The 15,209-nt window shown below is 60.8% G+C and carries 12 protein-coding genes; 4 read left to right on the forward strand and 8 right to left on the reverse strand.

Features of this window, described 5'->3' with window-relative positions:
• Positions 1 to 9 precede the first annotated feature (9 nt).
• The 3 genes from AC1DCM_RS19675 to AC1DCM_RS19685 are packed head-to-tail and all read left to right on the forward strand — an operon-like array spanning position 10 to position 3,776.
• The gene (locus AC1DCM_RS19675) at positions 10 to 1,689 is read left to right on the forward strand and encodes an FAD-binding dehydrogenase (protein WP_477519423.1); all 1,680 of its coding nucleotides are present in this window, start codon (positions 10 to 12) and stop codon (positions 1,687 to 1,689) included.
• A 9-nt stretch (positions 1,690 to 1,698) separates the two neighbouring features.
• Positions 1,699 to 2,706, forward strand: a complete 1,008-nt coding sequence (locus AC1DCM_RS19680; protein ID WP_477519424.1) for an alpha/beta hydrolase — start codon at positions 1,699 to 1,701, stop codon at positions 2,704 to 2,706.
• Positions 2,703 to 3,776 (forward strand): alpha/beta hydrolase, encoded by a 1,074-nt coding sequence (locus AC1DCM_RS19685; RefSeq protein WP_442005662.1) that lies wholly within the window; start codon positions 2,703 to 2,705, stop codon positions 3,774 to 3,776. The genes AC1DCM_RS19680 and AC1DCM_RS19685 overlap by 4 nt, the downstream gene beginning before the upstream one ends.
• A 34-nt stretch (positions 3,777 to 3,810) precedes the next feature.
• On the opposite strand, the gene AC1DCM_RS19690 is transcribed toward AC1DCM_RS19685, so the two are convergent.
• The 3 genes from AC1DCM_RS19690 to leuA all read right to left on the reverse strand — a co-directional run bounded on the left by AC1DCM_RS19690 (position 3,811) and on the right by leuA (position 7,219).
• On the reverse strand, positions 3,811 to 4,635 hold the full coding sequence (locus AC1DCM_RS19690) for an isoprenyl transferase (protein ID WP_477519425.1): 825 nt from the start codon (positions 4,633 to 4,635) through the stop codon (positions 3,811 to 3,813).
• A 2-nt stretch (positions 4,636 to 4,637) separates the two neighbouring features.
• Positions 4,638 to 5,393, reverse strand: a complete 756-nt coding sequence (gene recO / locus AC1DCM_RS19695) for a DNA repair protein RecO (RefSeq protein WP_442005664.1) — start codon at positions 5,391 to 5,393, stop codon at positions 4,638 to 4,640.
• An 86-nt stretch (positions 5,394 to 5,479) separates the two neighbouring features.
• Entirely contained in the window at positions 5,480 to 7,219 is a 1,740-nt protein-coding gene (gene leuA, locus AC1DCM_RS19700) for a 2-isopropylmalate synthase (protein ID WP_477519426.1), read from the reverse strand.
• Positions 7,220 to 7,470: 251 nt separating this feature from the next.
• Between leuA and AC1DCM_RS19705 the strand changes: the two genes are divergently transcribed.
• Positions 7,471 to 9,423, forward strand: coding sequence for a M13 family metallopeptidase (locus AC1DCM_RS19705; protein ID WP_442005666.1), 1,953 nt, complete (start codon positions 7,471 to 7,473; stop codon positions 9,421 to 9,423).
• A gap of 96 nt (positions 9,424 to 9,519) precedes the next feature.
• On the opposite strand, the gene AC1DCM_RS19710 is transcribed toward AC1DCM_RS19705, so the two are convergent.
• The 5 genes from AC1DCM_RS19710 to AC1DCM_RS19730 form a co-directional block, all read right to left on the reverse strand.
• On the reverse strand, positions 9,520 to 10,998 hold the full coding sequence (locus tag AC1DCM_RS19710; protein ID WP_477519427.1) for an LCP family protein: 1,479 nt from the start codon (positions 10,996 to 10,998) through the stop codon (positions 9,520 to 9,522).
• A 196-nt stretch (positions 10,999 to 11,194) separates the two neighbouring features.
• Positions 11,195 to 12,190, reverse strand: coding sequence for a GTPase Era (gene era / locus AC1DCM_RS19715; RefSeq protein WP_442005668.1), 996 nt, complete (start codon positions 12,188 to 12,190; stop codon positions 11,195 to 11,197).
• On the reverse strand, positions 12,141 to 13,472 hold the full coding sequence (locus AC1DCM_RS19720) for a hemolysin family protein (protein WP_477519428.1): 1,332 nt from the start codon (positions 13,470 to 13,472) through the stop codon (positions 12,141 to 12,143). The genes era and AC1DCM_RS19720 overlap by 50 nt, the downstream gene beginning before the upstream one ends.
• Positions 13,469 to 13,942 carry an rRNA maturation RNase YbeY gene (gene ybeY, locus AC1DCM_RS19725; protein ID WP_224164448.1) on the reverse strand — a complete coding sequence of 158 codons (474 nt, stop codon included), beginning with the start codon at positions 13,940 to 13,942 and terminating at the stop codon, positions 13,469 to 13,471. The genes AC1DCM_RS19720 and ybeY overlap by 4 nt, the downstream gene beginning before the upstream one ends.
• Positions 13,939 to 15,024 carry a PhoH family protein gene (locus AC1DCM_RS19730; protein WP_442017767.1) on the reverse strand — a complete coding sequence of 362 codons (1,086 nt, stop codon included), beginning with the start codon at positions 15,022 to 15,024 and terminating at the stop codon, positions 13,939 to 13,941. The genes ybeY and AC1DCM_RS19730 overlap by 4 nt, the downstream gene beginning before the upstream one ends.
• Between the last annotated feature and the right edge of the window lie 185 nt (positions 15,025 to 15,209).

The following is a 15,209-nucleotide window of genomic DNA, read 5'->3' on the forward strand; positions in this document are numbered from 1 at the left end:
CATGTACGCATGCCGCTACAAGATCGTGATGCAGATCATGGGAATCGAATCCTCGCCGACGTCATCGTTGTAGGTGCAGGCTTGTCCGGGCTGGTAGCCGCTGCAACTGCCTATGCGGCAGGCAAACGCGTAGCGATCCTGGACCAGGAACCAGCGGCATCCCTGGGCGGGCAAGCGCATTGGTCCTTCGGGGGCCTGTTCATGGTTGACACCCCCGAGCAACGCCGGCTCGGTGTCAGGGACAGCGCTGAATTGGCGCTCTCGGACTGGATGGCCTCCGCAGGCTTTGACCGAGAACACGATGCGATGGCGCGGCAGTGGGCCGAGGCCTACGTCCAGTTTGCCTCCGGTGAGAAGCGCGCCTGGTTGAAGAGCCTCGACGTCGGCATCTTCCCTTTGGTGCAATGGGCAGAACGCGGGGGTTACGGCCCCCAGGGACATGGAAACACGGTTCCCCGATTCCACGTCACGTGGGGAACAGGCCCTGCCCTTGTGGAACCGTTTCTGGCCAAAGTGCAGGAAGGTGTCCAGGCCGGGAGGGTATCGCTGCACTTCCGGCATAGGGCTACTTCGCTGACGACGACGGCCGGCCGGGTGGCGGGTGTCTCGGGCCAGATACTGGAACCATCGACGGCGGTGCGCGGCCAAGCGTCCTCGCGAGCCGCCGTCGGGGGTTTCGAGGCCACGGCGGGCGCTGTCGTAGTGACGACAGGCGGCATCGGTGGCAATCACGAGACCGTGCGCCGGCAATGGCCCGGCAAGGCTGCACCGGCCGATATGCTCAGCGGGGTTCCTGCTTCCGTGGATGGTGATTTCCTTCCCGTTGCCGAATCCATCGGTGCAGCGTTGGTGAACGGTGACCGCATGTGGCACTACCCCGAGGGAATCCACAACTACGACCCCGTTTGGCCCAAGCACGGCATCCGCATCCTGCCCGGTCCGTCATCCCTGTGGTTGGATGCCGAAGGGCGCCAATTGCCTGCGCCCCTGTTTCCGGGCTTCGATTCCCTTGGCGCGCTTCGCCACATCGTTGCCACGGGCCACAGTTATTCGTGGTTCGTCCTGAACCGCACCATTGCGCTCAAGGAACTTGCGCTTTCCGGGTCCGAGCAGAACCCGGACCTGACCGGGAGGGACGTGTCACTGCTCGTTTCCCGACTGAAACCAGGCAGCGATACTCCCATAGAACGTTTCCTGGACAAAGGCATCGACTTCATTCAGGGATCCTCGCCCCATGACCTTGCCGGGAAAATGAACGCACTCGCTGGGGATCAACTGATCAGCGCTGACCGCTTGGAGGCGCTGGTACGGGCCCGGGACCTTCAAGTGTCCAGCGGGCTGGGCAAGGACCCCCAACTGGCTGCTATCCGGGCGGCCCGCCGTTTTGCCACTGACAAACTGATGAGGGTGGCTCCCCCACACCGCCTGGCGGATCCTGCCCATGGGCCGCTCATTGCCATCAGGCTGTCCGTCCTCACAAGGAAGAGTCTGGGAGGGCTGCAGACTGACCTCCGATCCAGGGTCCTGGATCAGGAAGGCCGAGTGATCCCGGGCCTTTACGCTGCAGGTGAAGCGGCGGGCTTCGGCGGAGGCGGTATCCATGGGTACAGGGCGCTGGAGGGAACCTTCCTGGGTGGATGCCTTTTCACAGGCAGGTCCGCGGGACGCGAAGCCGCGGCGGATGTCTAAGCTGAAGGCATGGAGTGGTCGGCGGATATCCTCGGAATGGACTTCCAGTCATGCGCCCTGGACGTGGAAGGACCTGACGGTGTGGTGCGGCGGGCAACCTTGGTCCGTCACAGGCCGGAGTCGATGACCCAGGAGGCCGAGGCAACCCGTGGCGCGTTGCTGTTCCTGCATGGCTGGAGCGACTACTTCTTCAACGTGGAACTCGCCAGGTTTTGGGCAAGGCACGGCTATGACTTCTATGCATTGGACATGCACAACCATGGAAGGAGCCTGACTTCAGGTTCGCCGGGCGGCTACGTGGCCAACCTTGGAGACTACGACGCCGAAATCAGCCGTGCCCTCGAGGTCATCCACAGCGAAAGCCCGGGACCTCGCCCGAATGGCGTTGCCATGATGGGCCATTCCACCGGAGGCCTCATTGCAGCACTGTGGACGAGCAAACACCCAGGCCAGGTGCAACACCTGATACTGAACAGCCCTTGGCTCGAAATGCATGGCAGCTCGATTGTCAGGCGGGCCGCGCAAGTCATGGTGGGACCCATTGCCAGGGTCCGGCCCGAGATGGTTTTAAGGCTGCCTGAGCGTGGGTTCTACTTCCGTAGCATCAGCAATACCGCCGAGGGCGAATGGCCGCTGGACGAAAAGTACCGGCCTCCCCTGGCCTTTCCCGTCAGGGCAGGTTGGCTGAGCGCCGTCCTGGCCGGCCATTCACAGGTTGCACGCGGCCTGGACCTGGACATCCCGGTCCTGGTCCTGACATCGGCTGCCAGCGCCAACGGAATGGTGTGGCAGGAGTCCATGCGACGTTCGGATGCGGTGCTGGACGTGGGCATTATCGCACTGCGTGCCATGGCCTTGGGTCGCAGCGTGACCCTGGAGAGAGTGGATGGCGGGCTGCATGATGTCTTCCTGTCCGCACCCAAGGTCAGGGCAGATGCCTACGCGAGGCTTTCACGATGGATTCGCGGGTACATGGAAAGTGAGTTGCCGCAGGTACGGCAGGAAGGGGACGCATGACCACCACTGAAGAATCGGTATCTCTGTGGCAACCGGACATCCTGGGCACCGGATACGAACGTCTGGAACTTCCCCTCTCCCCTGACGAGGAAGGACCGGTCAAAGCCACACTCGTCAGGCATGCCCCGCCAGTTACGGCCCCAACTCCTCACGGCATCCTCGATTTTCTATCCTCGTTCACACAACGCAAGCGACGTGAGGCGTCCATGGATCCCACGGGGGCGCCGCGGGTGGTCCTCTACCTGCACGGCTGGGCTGACTACTTCCTGCAGACCGAACTCGCCGAGTACCTGACGGCGTCCGGCTTTCATTTCTACGCGCTGGATCTTCGGAAATTTGGACGGAGCCTGTTGCCCGGTCAGACACCCGGATACACCACTGACCTGGCTGTCTACGACGAAGATATCGAGGCGGCCTTGCTGGAGATCGAACGGGATGTTGTGGCCAGGACCAACAACCCAGCATCACCGACCATTCATATGGTCGCGCACTCCCTGGGCGGGCTGATTGCTTCGTTGTGGGCTGACCGCCATCCACGCCGGATCGGGTCACTGGTCCTGAACTCCCCTTGGCTGGAGCTTCAGGGCAGCAGCCTGGTTCGCAGCATCGCCATGCATCTGGTGGAGCCCTTCGCGCGAACCGACCCCAAGCGTCCGTTCAGGTTCCCCGAAATGCCTGCGTACTGGGAGAGCGTCAGCAACCAGGCCCACGGCGAATGGGTGCTGGATTCTGTCTGGCGGCCGCGGGCCTCATTCCCCATCCGCGCTGGCTGGACGAAGGCAGTGCTTGCCGGCCACAAAGCGGTGGAGCGAAAACTGAACATTGACGCCCCGGTCCTGGTCCTTTTATCAGGCCGGACCAGGATCCAGTCCGAATGGACAGCCGACCTCATGAGGGCCGACGCCGTGATCGACGTCGAGGAGACATCCCGGCGCGCCTTGGGCTTGGGCAGGCGAACGGCTGTGTTCCGCTACCCAGGGGCACTGCACGACATCTTCTTGTCGCGAAGGACCATTCGCCAACAGGCTTACCGTGACGTGTCGGTCTGGCTTTCGTCCTACCCGTATTGAAGTAGCAGGACCATGTTGAAGTGGCAGACCCCTGCTAATTCGCGGCTGGCGCTGCGTCGACCGCCCCGCCGTACCGGCGATCCCGCTTGGCGTAAATCTCGACGGCGTCCCAGAGCGTGCGCCTGTCAACGTCAGGCCACAGGGTGTCCATGAAGACGAATTCAGCGTAGGCGGACTGCCACAGCAGGAAGTTTGACAACCTCTGCTCGCCGGAGCTGCGGAGGAAGAGATCCACGTCAGGAAGGTCTGGCTCGTCCAGGTACTTCTGGATGGTCTTTTCCGTCACCGATCCCGGCTTKAGCCGCCCGGCGGCAACGTCCTCGGCAATGGCCGAGACGGCGTCGGCGATTTCCGCCCGCCCGCCGTAATTAACACACATGGTCAACGTGCAGGTGTCGTTGGCCTTGGTAAATTCCTCGGCCTCTTCAAGCTCACGAATCACCGAACCCCAGAGGCGCGGCCGTCGACCGGCCCAGCGGATACGGACTCCCCATTCATCGAGTTGGTTCCGTTGGCGACGTAGCACATCCTTGTTAAATCCCATCAGGAAGCGGACTTCCTCCGGGGATCGTCGCCAGTTCTCCGTGGAAAACGCATACACGCTGACGTACTTGATGCCTAGTTCGATGGCTCCGGCCATCACGTCCAACAGTGCAGGCTCACCGGCCTTGTGCCCTTCAATGCGGGGCAATCCCCGCTGGTTGGCCCAACGGCCGTTGCCATCCATGACAATGGCTACGTGCTGCGGAATAAGTTCACTTGGAATGCTGGGCGGAACGGCACCTGAAGGATGTCCGTAAGGGGCCACTACGGGCGAAGTCCGCGCCCGGCTTGTCTTGCTCTTCTTGCCAAGTGCCACAGTCAGCTTCGCTCCACGTGTTTAAGTGATTTCAAGGCGCGTTCCAAATGCCATTGCAGGTAACTGGCCACCAGTCCGGCTGCTTCGCGTCGATGTCGCGAATCCGAGGCGTCAGCTACGCTCCAATCCCCAGTCAGGAGGGCTCCCAACAACACCACGGTCTCCGGTGCCGGGGCCGGGGAGCCGGGAGGGCGGCACTCGCTACACACCATACCCCCCAATGGCGCGGCAAACGCCGTGTGGAGTCCGGGCCTGCCGCACCGGGCGCAGTCAGTAAAGCTCGGCGCCCACCCGCCAGTGGCCAAYGCGCGCAAGAGATAGGAGTCCAGAATAAGTTCCGGAGCATGGTCCGAGCGGCTGAGCGCCGCCAGGGCACCCACCAAGAGGTTGTACTGGGCGGTGCCGGATTCGGCGTCCGCGTCCGTAAGCTTCTCGGCCGTCTCTGTCATGGCAGCAGCTACAGTAAAACGGCCATAGTCCGCTGCGATGCTGCTCCCATAAGCGCCTTTGGCCACAGCCTGGGTAACGATATCCAGAGTTCGGCCCGAGATGAGCTGCAAGTCCGCCACCATGAACGGTTCCAGGCGGGCGCCGAAACGACTGGTGGTCCTGCGCACACCCTTGGCAACTGCACGGACCTGCCCATGGTGCTTGGTCAGCAGGGTAATAATCCGATCTGCCTCGCCCAATTTATGGGTGCGGAGCACAACGGCATCGTCCCGATAGGACCGTGCTGCAAATGAGGAGGGATTGGCCACAACTAATCTTCGCACTAAGCCAGTGGCCAAGGAGGACCACAAGACCGTGTGGTGACGGTATTTCCCGTCACCACACCGTCCAGGCGTTAGGCCCGGGCGTCCCGAACTGCCCGGTTTACGGCAGAGATGAGTGCTTTCAGTGAAGAAGTCGTGGTGCTGGGCTCGATTCCCACGCCCCAGAGGACACGTTCTCCTACCGCGCATTCAACATAAGCAGCCGCGCTTGCGCTGCCGCCTTCCGACAGGGCATGTTCGCTGTAGTCGAGCACACGAACATCAACGCCGTCATGGTGCAGGATGTCCAGCAGCGCGGCGATTGGACCATTACCGTGCCCGGTCCTGCGCACCTCTACGCCATCAATCCGCAGGTTCGCGTTCATGGTCATGGCGCCGGACTCGTCCGTTTCAGTGCTTACGCTGCCCAGGGAGTACCGGCCCCACTGGGCTTGTTCCTCATCGGAGGGCAGGTATTCGTCCTGGAAGATCTGCCAAAGCTGCGCACCGCTGACCTCCCCGCCAACAGCATCTGTCCGGCGCTGGATAACTCCGGAGAATTCAATCTGGGCGCGCCGCGGAAGATCGAGATTGTGCTCGTTCTTCAGCAGGTAGGCGACCCCGCCCTTGCCGGACTGCGAGTTGACCCGGATGACAGCTTCATAGCTTCGGCCCAGGTCCTTGGGATCAATAGGCAGGTAGGGAACCTGCCAGGTGAAATCATCCACGGGTACGCCTGCTGCGGCAGCATCCTTCTCGAGTGCTTCGAAGCCCTTCTTAATGGCGTCCTGGTGCGATCCGGAAAAGGCAGTGAAGACGAGGTCGCCACCATAGGGCGAACGTTCGGGAACCGGCAACTGGTTGCAGTACTCAACCGTGCGGCGGATCTCGTCGATGTCTGAGAAATCGATCATCGGGTCCACGCCCTGGACAAACATGTTCAGGCCCAGGGTGACGAGGTCAACGTTTCCGGTGCGCTCCCCGTTACCAAACAGGCAGCCCTCAATGCGGTCTGCTCCAGCCAGGTAGCCGAGTTCTGCGGCAGCAACGCCGGTACCGCGATCGTTGTGCGGGTGCAGTGAAATGATGATGCCGTCACGGGGATGCAGATTGCGGTGCATCCACTCAATGGAGTCCGCGTAGACGTTGGGAGTTGCCATCTCCACCGTGGCCGGCAAGTTGATAATGACCTGCTTGTCGGCTGATGCTTCAAAAACGTCTGCAATCGCATTGCACACCCGGGCTGCATACTCCAGCTCGGTTCCGGTGAAAGACTCCGGCGAGTACTCGTACGTGATGTGGGTATCGGTCAGCGTCTCTTCATACTTCTTGCACAGGCGGGCACCCTGCAGGGCGATATCGAGGATGCCGTCCTCGTCCTGGTTGAAGACAACGCGGCGCTGCAGCACAGAAGTGGAGTTGTACAGGTGCACGATCGCCTGCTTGGCACCCACCAGCGACTCGTAGGTCCGTTCAATCAGGTGTTCACGCGCCTGGGTGAGGACCTGGATGGTGACATCGTCCGGAATATGGCCGCCTTCGATCAGCTGCCGAACGAAATCAAAGTCGGTCTGGGATGCGGAGGGGAACCCAACCTCGATCTCCTTGTATCCCATGTTGACCAGCAGCTGGAACATCTTCAGCTTGCGCGCCGGGCTCATGGGATCGATCAGCGCCTGGTTGCCATCGCGCAGGTCCACTGCACACCAGCGTGGGGCCTTGGTGATTACTTTGTCCGGCCACGTACGATCCGGAACCTCGACAGTGATCTGGTCCTGGAACGGCAGGTAGCGGTGAATCGGCATACCGGAGGGCTTTTGTGCATTACGCATGTCGTGTTGGCCTTTTCTCTAAGATCTAAATGAAAGCTTAGCCGGGCACAACTAAACTCCGCGGCGAGGGTGGCCCAGCTTTCAGATAGCTTTCAGGCCTCGCCGCGGCAGCTAAGAAGAAGCATTCCCGCACGCACAAGTTCACAGTAACACGGTGCGTATGATGACATTGCAACACCTCATGCAACGTCCACTATGCAGACGCAGCGACGGTGGCAACGCCGGCTGCAGCGTCCATTCAAGGAGCCACAGTGCCACAGTCGGGGATCACTCTTTCCAACATCGATCACAGCGTCCGGCCGCAGGACGATCTCTACCAGCACGTCAACGGTGCATGGCTGAACAGCACGACGATCCCTGACGACCGCCCGCTGGAAGGCACCTTCACCGCTTTGCGGGACGAGGCAGAATTGGCTGTCAAGGCGATCATCGAGGAAGCCGCGAACAAGGGAGCATCAGCCTCCGGCATCGAACAGAAGGTCGGCGGCCTTTACGCGAGCTTCATGGATGAGGCTGCGGCAGAGGCGAAGGGACTCGAACCCTTGCAGGAGCGACTGGAGGAAGTCCGGTCAGTGGGTTCGGTGGAGGAATTTTCGGCGTTGCTGGGCCGCCTGTTCCGATGCGACGTGTCCGGTTTGTTCTCGATCTACCCGGCACCGGACGCCGGAAACCCGGAGCGGATTCTTCTGTACATCGGCCAGGGCGGCCTCGGACTCCCGGACGAGTCCTACTATCGCGACGAAAAGTTTGCGCCGATTGTGGCCTCCTACGGTGAATACGTCGCGAAGTTGTTCGGCCTCGCCGGAGTTGCAGACGCGGAAGCCGCGGCTGGCCGCATCGTTGCCTTGGAAAAGGCCCTCGCGTCCCACCACTGGGACAACGTCACACTTCGGGATCCCCAAAAGACGTACAACCTCAAAACGGCGGAAGAAGCAGCGAAGCTGTTCCCCCTGCTGGATACCTGGTTTGAGGCCGGCCGTGTCGATGCCGGCAAACGCGCCGAGATCGTGGTCAGCACGCCGGACTTCTTTGCTGGCGCCGCAGCGCTTCTGGAATCGGAACCCCTCGCCGTCTGGAAGGAATGGCTGACCCTGAGGGTACTCAGCTCAGCCGCGCCTTACCTTTCTTCGGAGTTTGTGGACACCAACTTCGACTTCTACGGGACCACCCTCAGTGGCACCCCACAAAACAAGGAGCGCTGGAAGCGCGGCGTGGCCGTCGTCGAAGCAGCACTTGGCGAGGCAGTGGGTCAAATCTATGTGGAGCGCCATTTCCCCGAGGGGCACAAGGCCAGGATGCAGACCCTCGTGGCCAATCTGATCGAGGCCTACCGGGACAGCATTTCTTCCCTTGAGTGGATGGGTGAGGACACAAAGGCTGAAGCCCTTAAGAAGCTGGACGCATTCCGCCCCAAGATTGGTTTTCCTGAGAAATGGATAGACTACTCCGCTGTTGAGATCGACCCCCATGACCTCCTGGGTAACGTAGAGCGGGCCCACGACGCCGACGTCGATCGCCACCTGGATGAAATCGGCAAGCCGGTGGACTTGGACAAATGGCTCATGACGCCACAGACAGTGAACGCCTACTATCACCCGATGCTGAACGAAATCGTGTTCCCCGCCGCCATCCTCCAGCCGCCATTCTTCACTGCAGAAGCAGACGACGCAGTGAACTACGGTGGCATTGGTGCTGTAATCGGACATGAAATCGGCCATGGATTCGATGACCAGGGATCCCAATTCGACGGAAGCGGAGCCCTCCGCAATTGGTGGACCGAAGAGGACAGGACGGCCTTCGAAGCCCGGACGGCAAAGTTGGTTGCCCAATTCGACGCGCTATCCCCCTATGCCGCACCTGACCACAAGGTCAACGGCAAACTGACGTTGGGTGAGAACATCGGTGACCTGGGCGGCCTCACCATTGCGTATAAGGCCTACCTGCTCAGCCTCGATGGTGCCGAGCCTGAGGTCCTGGACGGTTTCACAGGCCAGCAACGGTTCTTCATGTCCTGGGCTGCCGGCTGGCGTCAGGTGATCCGAACCGAAGAAGCGATCCGCAGGCTTGCTACGGATCCACACTCCCCCAATGAGTTCCGCACGAATGCCATAGCCCGGAACCTCGACGCCTTCCACGAAACCTTCCAGGTCAACGATCAAGACCGGATGTGGATGGCACCTGAGGACCGGGTCAGTATCTGGTAAAGCCACTACGACGAATGGCCGGACCCCGTGGATGAATCGGGTTCCGGCCATTCGTCTTTTTCCTGCCTTTGCAGCCAATTACCGCTGCGATGACTGTTATTGGGTGATGTAAAGCGGGTTCACCTGTTGGCACACTGCTTCTTTGGCCGTCTGGTTGACTACATCAGGTGGAACAGAGGCCGCCCCATAGGCTGTCCCGGTCGCAAAGTCCGTGCCTACGTAGAGCTGCACGCCCGAAACTCCCTTGGCTTGCTGAACCTGTGCCGCAGGGATACCGAACAGCGCGGCAACGTCGGTAGCAACGTCGGCGAAGTCCGGACCGTAGTAGACCACGGTCTTCTCCACTGGGTTGGCCAGATACGAAACGGACTGTGTAAATCCATTGCCGGTCAAGGTGGCCAGGAGTTCCTGCGCCCTGGTCCCAACCCCGCTGCCGTTGGCGACTGCTACCGGCTGGATGGCTTTGTTGTAGGCCGGGACTGCAGGGGCAGCAGTAGTAGGCGCCGTGGATGGAGTACCGGCCCCAGGCTCTGTTGGAGCCGGGCTTGACGTTGCTCCGGGGTTTGTCAGATCCAGATCTGCGCGAAGGGCCGCAAAAAGCTGTGATGCCTGGGGCTCAACGAGCTCCAACCGGTTGGGGTCCAACGCGGCTGGCTGGGTGGGGACAGCAACAAAGGCGACTTTGGAGACATCAATGTCCTTCAGCCTTCCACCAATGGTCAGCAGCGATGGCACAGACGCCAACCCCTCATCGACGGTCAGGTTTTGCGTGACGACGTCAGCGATCTGCAGGAGCCTCTGGGGATTGCCGAGCGTGCCGTCGGCCTTCAGCTTCCGCGTCAGTGATGAAAGAAATGCCTGCTGGCCCTTGATTCGCCCGAGGTCGCCACCGTCTCCAAAGGCATGCCGGGTACGCAGGAATGCCAGGGCCTGCTCGCCTTCAACCTGGGAGTTACCCTTCGGCAAACGAAGATGGGAGTCGGGATCAAAGACGGGATCGCTGACACAAACATCCACTCCGCCCACAGCCTTGGACAGTTCCTTCACCGCATTGAAGTCGGCCATCATGAAGTGATCTATTTCCAGGCCGGTGAGCTTGTTGATGGTGTCCACGGCACAGCCGATTCCGGCTTCTGCCATGGCTTCGTTGATCATCACGCCGCTCCGCGCGGGGAACGTCTGGTTGTTGGTGTGGTCCGTGCACTGGGGCACATCCACCAGGAGGTCACGTGGGAAACTCATGACGCTGACACGTTTATTGTCCGCAGAAATGTCCAGCAGCATCATGACATCCGAGTGGCCGTAGCCCGTGGAATCGTCCGCGTTACCATACTGGGAGTTTTTCCCATCGCGGGTATCCGACCCGAGGATAAGGATCTGCAGTCGGTCCGACTTGTCATTGACTACCGCATCATTGCTATCGCGCGATTCGGCCGCGGAAAGAGGGGCCTTGGTGATGTTGGTCTGTAGTCGGATAAACCAGAAGGCCGCAAAAGCAACGCCGGCAACGAGAGCCACTGACACGAGGCCGGTAACAATCTTTAGCCACAGCGGGAGGCCCTTGGGCGCGTTCATGTGGCGCGGAGTTCCCTCGGGGTCCCCCCCATGGCGCGCTGCATCAGGAGCAGCGGTGCCGGGGCCCAGCGGGCGGGCGTCACGACGTCGCACTATTCGGTTACCTTTCCTCAAACACGTGGATCCCCGCAATCATAGTGGCGGATTCTGGGAAGTTCCTTATCGAGCCCGGGCCACGCCGTTGCCGTGACGCCGGTCAGAAGCCAAGTTTCACCAATTGCTTGGGATCACGCTGCCAGTCTTTGGCAACCTTGACATGCAAATCCAGGTAGATCCTTGTTCCCAGGAGCGTCTCGATTCCCTTACGCGCGTTGGTTCCGACCTCACGCAGCCTGCTGCCACCCTTACCAATGATGATGGCTTTCTGCGAAGGCCGCTCCACGTACAGATTGACGCGGACATCCAGCAACGGGTTGTCCTCCGTACGTCCTTCGCGGGGCACGATTTCCTCAACGACGACGGCAAGGGAGTGGGGAAGTTCATCCCGGACACCTTCGAGTGCGGCTTCACGGATGAGTTCAGCAATCATGACGGCCTCGGGCTCGTCCGTCAGCTCACCATCCGGGTAAAGGGGCGGCGACGAGGGCATATGCCCGATAAGTACGTCGGCAACGGTGGATACCTGGAAACCGTCGGCGGCAGAAACGGGAACGATGTCCGCCCAGCCTTGTTCTCCGAGGACTTCACGGCCCAATGCGGCAACAGCGAGCAGCTGCTCGGTCAGGGCCTGACGGTCCACGAGGTCAGTTTTCGTCACAAGGGCAACAATGGGCTTGCGGCCAACGGCAGCGAGCTGCGCGGCGATGTACTTATCGCCGGGACCGATTTTTTCGTTGGCCGGCAAGCAGAAGCCGATAGCGTCCACCTCGGACAACGTGTCAGCCACGAGGTCGTTGAGTCGCTTTCCCAGAAGCGTACGTGGCCGGTGGAGGCCCGGTGTATCAACCAGGATCAGTTGTGCGTCCTCGCGATGGACGATGCCACGAATCGTGTGGCGCGTGGTCTGCGGCTTGGCAGATGTAATGGCCACCTTCTGCCCTACCAACGCATTTGTCAGCGTGGACTTACCCGCGTTGGGGCGGCCAACGAGGACCGAGAATCCGGCGTGGAAGCCACCGAAATCGTCATCGGCGTCGAATTTCTTATTTTGCTTGCTCACGTGGAACTCCCTGTTGCGTTGTGTCGGCCTCATCGAGAAGGTCTTCAAAGTCAGTGTCTTCCTTTGGCATGGCTGCCGCAATGATGTGGCTGACCCGGTTTCGGCGACCCTCAAGCCTATCTGCCTTTAGCGACACACCGTTCACTTCAACGGAGCTCCCGACGATCGGAACCTGGCCGAGAGCCTTGGCMAGSAGGCCGCCAACGGTGTCCACTTCGTCGTCRTCGAGGTCGATATCGAACAGYTCCCCGAGGTCATCGATGCTCATGCGGGCACTGACACGGTAGGTTCCGTCGCCCAGGTCCACCGCTTCTTCGGCCGCGGAATCGTACTCGTCAACGATCTCTCCCACGATTTCTTCGATGAGATCCTCCAAGGTCACCAGGCCGGCGGTGCCGCCGTACTCATCGATGACGATGGCCACGTGGGTGGATTCCTTCTGCAGTTCCTTCAAGAGGTCGCTCACGGGCTTGGATTCCGGGACATACCGAACGTCCCGGGCGAGAGAATCGACGTCGTGCGGTTGCAGTCCGGGTTCCCCGCGATGCATCGCCGCGGCAACGTCCTTGAGGTAGAGAATGCCGCGGATCTGATCCGTGTTCTCGCCAATGACCGGTATCCGGGAATAGCCGGAGCGGAGGAAGAGTGCCATGGCCGCTTCAAGGTCCGAACCCGTCCCGATGCTGACGATGTCCGTGCGCGGAACCATGACCGAGCGAACCAAAGTATCGCCGAAGTCAAAGACCGAGTGGATGAGCTCTGCCTCGTTGTCTTCGATCATGTCCGATTCCGCCGCCCGGTCCACGAACTCGCGGAATTCTTCCTCGCTGACAAATGCGTCATCACCGCCGGGGGCGCCGGGCGCGACTGCGCTCCCCAACGCGACAAGCCAGCCGGGAATGGGTCCGAGGATCCAGCAGAGGAACCTGATCAGCGGGGCGGTAAAGCGGACGATGGGGCCCGAATGCGCGCGTCCCAGCTGCCGGGGCGAGACGCCAACCAAAACGAATCCGATGACAGCCATGATGCCGGTTGCCGCCAATCCGGCAAGCCACACGTTGTCCAGAAAACTGTGCATGACGACAGCGACGGCGACCGCTGCCGCCATCTCGAACCACACGCGCCAGAACCGCAGGGCACGCATATGAGCGACCGGCTTCTTGAGGATGCTCCCCAAGGCTTTGCCCTTGCTGCGGACTACCGATTGTTCAGCTTCGTGCCGGGGCAGGAAATTGAACGCAGCCTCGGCTGCGGTCAGCAAGGCGACGAAACTGAGGAAAACCAGCGCCATGCCGACCAGGATGAGCGAGGTCACTGCATGGTCTCCATGGGGGCATCCTTGCCCAGGAACTCAGACAGCAACTCACGCTGCAAACCGAACATCTCTTCCTTTTCCTCCGGTTCAGCGTGGTCGAAACCAAGCAGGTGGAGGATGCCGTGCGTGGCGAGCAACAGCATTTCGTCCTGGGTGGCGTGTCCGGCGTTCCGCGCCTGCACCTCGGCCACCTGCGGACAAATGGCTATGTCTCCGAGCATTCCCTGCGGCGTGGGCTTGTCAGGTGTGCCCGGCGTCAACTCATCCATGGGCACCGAGAGCACATCCGTGGCTCCTGGTTCGTCCATGAGCTCGATGTGCAGCTTCTCCATGGCGGGTTCATCCACCAGGAGGATGGACAGCTCAGCCTGCGGATGGATGTAGAGGCGCTCGAAGATGAACCGCGACAACGTCACCAGTTGGGCTTCGTCCACCTCCACGCCGGATTCGTTGTTGATTTCAATGCTCATTTTCGTTCTCCACGTTTGTGATGTGTGCCGGCGGCCCCATCCGTACGGTGCGCGTCATCCCACCTGCTGTAGGCCGAAACGATGTCTGCAACCAAACGGTGCCGGACGACGTCCGCAGCCTCCAGGATGGAGAAATTGACGTCCTCGATCCCACTGAGGATTTCCCGTACGATCCGCAGTCCGGAGGTGGAGCCAAAAGGCAGGTCGATCTGCGTTACGTCTCCTGTGACAACCATCTTTGAGCCGAATCCGAGGCGGGTCAGGAACATCTTCATCTGTTCAGGAGTGGTGTTCTGGGCCTCGTCCAGGATGATGAATGCGTCATTGAGCGTCCGTCCACGCATATAGGCCAACGGTGCGACTTCAATGGTGCCGGCAGCCATCAGCCTGGGAATGGACTCCGGATCCATCATGTCGTGCAAGGCATCGTAAAGCGGCCGCAGGTAGGGATCGATCTTGTCGCTCAGCGTTCCCGGCAGGAAACCCAGCCGCTCCCCCGCCTCAACAGCGGGCCGGGTCAGGATGATCCGGCTTACTTCCTTGAGTTGGAGGGCCTGCACGGCCTTGGCCATGGCGAGGTATGTTTTGCCAGTACCTGCCGGGCCAATACCGAAGATCACTGTGTTGGCATCTATGGCATCCACATAGTTCTTCTGATTCAAGGTCTTGGGCCGGATGGTCTTGCCGCGGCTTGAAAGAATGTTGTGGGTAAGGACATCCACGGGATTCTGGACCGACTGTGTCCTCAGGAGGGAAACGAGCTGCTGCAGGACATCAGGGGTAACGACCGTTCCCCTGGCTACCAGTCCGCGGACCTCTTCAAGGAGGCGCATGATGCGCGGGATGACCGTGGACGGACCGGACATGGACAATTCATTGCCGCGAACGTGGAAGTTGACGTCCGGGAACTGCTCCTCGATGTACCGCAAGGCTTCGTCATGGCTGCCCAATGAGTGAACCATCTGATCGGAGTTGTCGAACGTGACGATTTCCGTGCGCGTGCCCGGTAAGGTGTGCGGGAACTCGGTGGTGGCTGGGTTCCCGTTTCCGGTCCGCAGCCGCCCATTCAGGGATTCACTCATAGTGGTGGCCGTGCGGCCTCTTCTCCTCCGGTCGGATAACAGTTGGTCCATCGTTTCGACAACGGGACTGGCTCAACCGCCAGGCCATATGCCGGAATGCCTTCAATCCTACGCCAGCCCGGCAGACCTCGGGCGTTCGCCCGCGGATCCTCTGCCGTATCCTCCCCGCATCCTCCCCGCATCCT

The organism is Paenarthrobacter sp. 10N417 (genome assembly GCF_056394745.1).

Excerpts from the sequence above, each read along its gene's own strand:
- AC1DCM_RS19675 (WP_477519423.1), top strand. The coding sequence starts at position 10 with ATGCCGCTACAAGATCGTGATGCAGATCATGGGAATCGAATCCTCGCC.
- AC1DCM_RS19680 (WP_477519424.1), top strand. The coding sequence starts at position 1,699 with ATGGAGTGGTCGGCGGATATCCTCGGAATGGACTTCCAGTCATGCGCC.
- AC1DCM_RS19685 (WP_442005662.1), top strand. The coding sequence starts at position 2,703 with ATGACCACCACTGAAGAATCGGTATCTCTGTGGCAACCGGACATCCTG.
- leuA (WP_477519426.1), bottom strand. The coding sequence starts at position 7,219 with ATGCGTAATGCACAAAAGCCCTCCGGTATGCCGATTCACCGCTACCTG.
- AC1DCM_RS19710 (WP_477519427.1), bottom strand. The coding sequence starts at position 10,998 with ATGAACGCGCCCAAGGGCCTCCCGCTGTGGCTAAAGATTGTTACCGGC.
- era (WP_442005668.1), bottom strand. The coding sequence starts at position 12,190 with ATGAGGCCGACACAACGCAACAGGGAGTTCCACGTGAGCAAGCAAAAT.
- ybeY (WP_224164448.1), bottom strand. The coding sequence starts at position 13,942 with ATGAGCATTGAAATCAACAACGAATCCGGCGTGGAGGTGGACGAAGCC.
- AC1DCM_RS19730 (WP_442017767.1), bottom strand. The coding sequence starts at position 15,024 with ATGAGTGAATCCCTGAATGGGCGGCTGCGGACCGGAAACGGGAACCCA.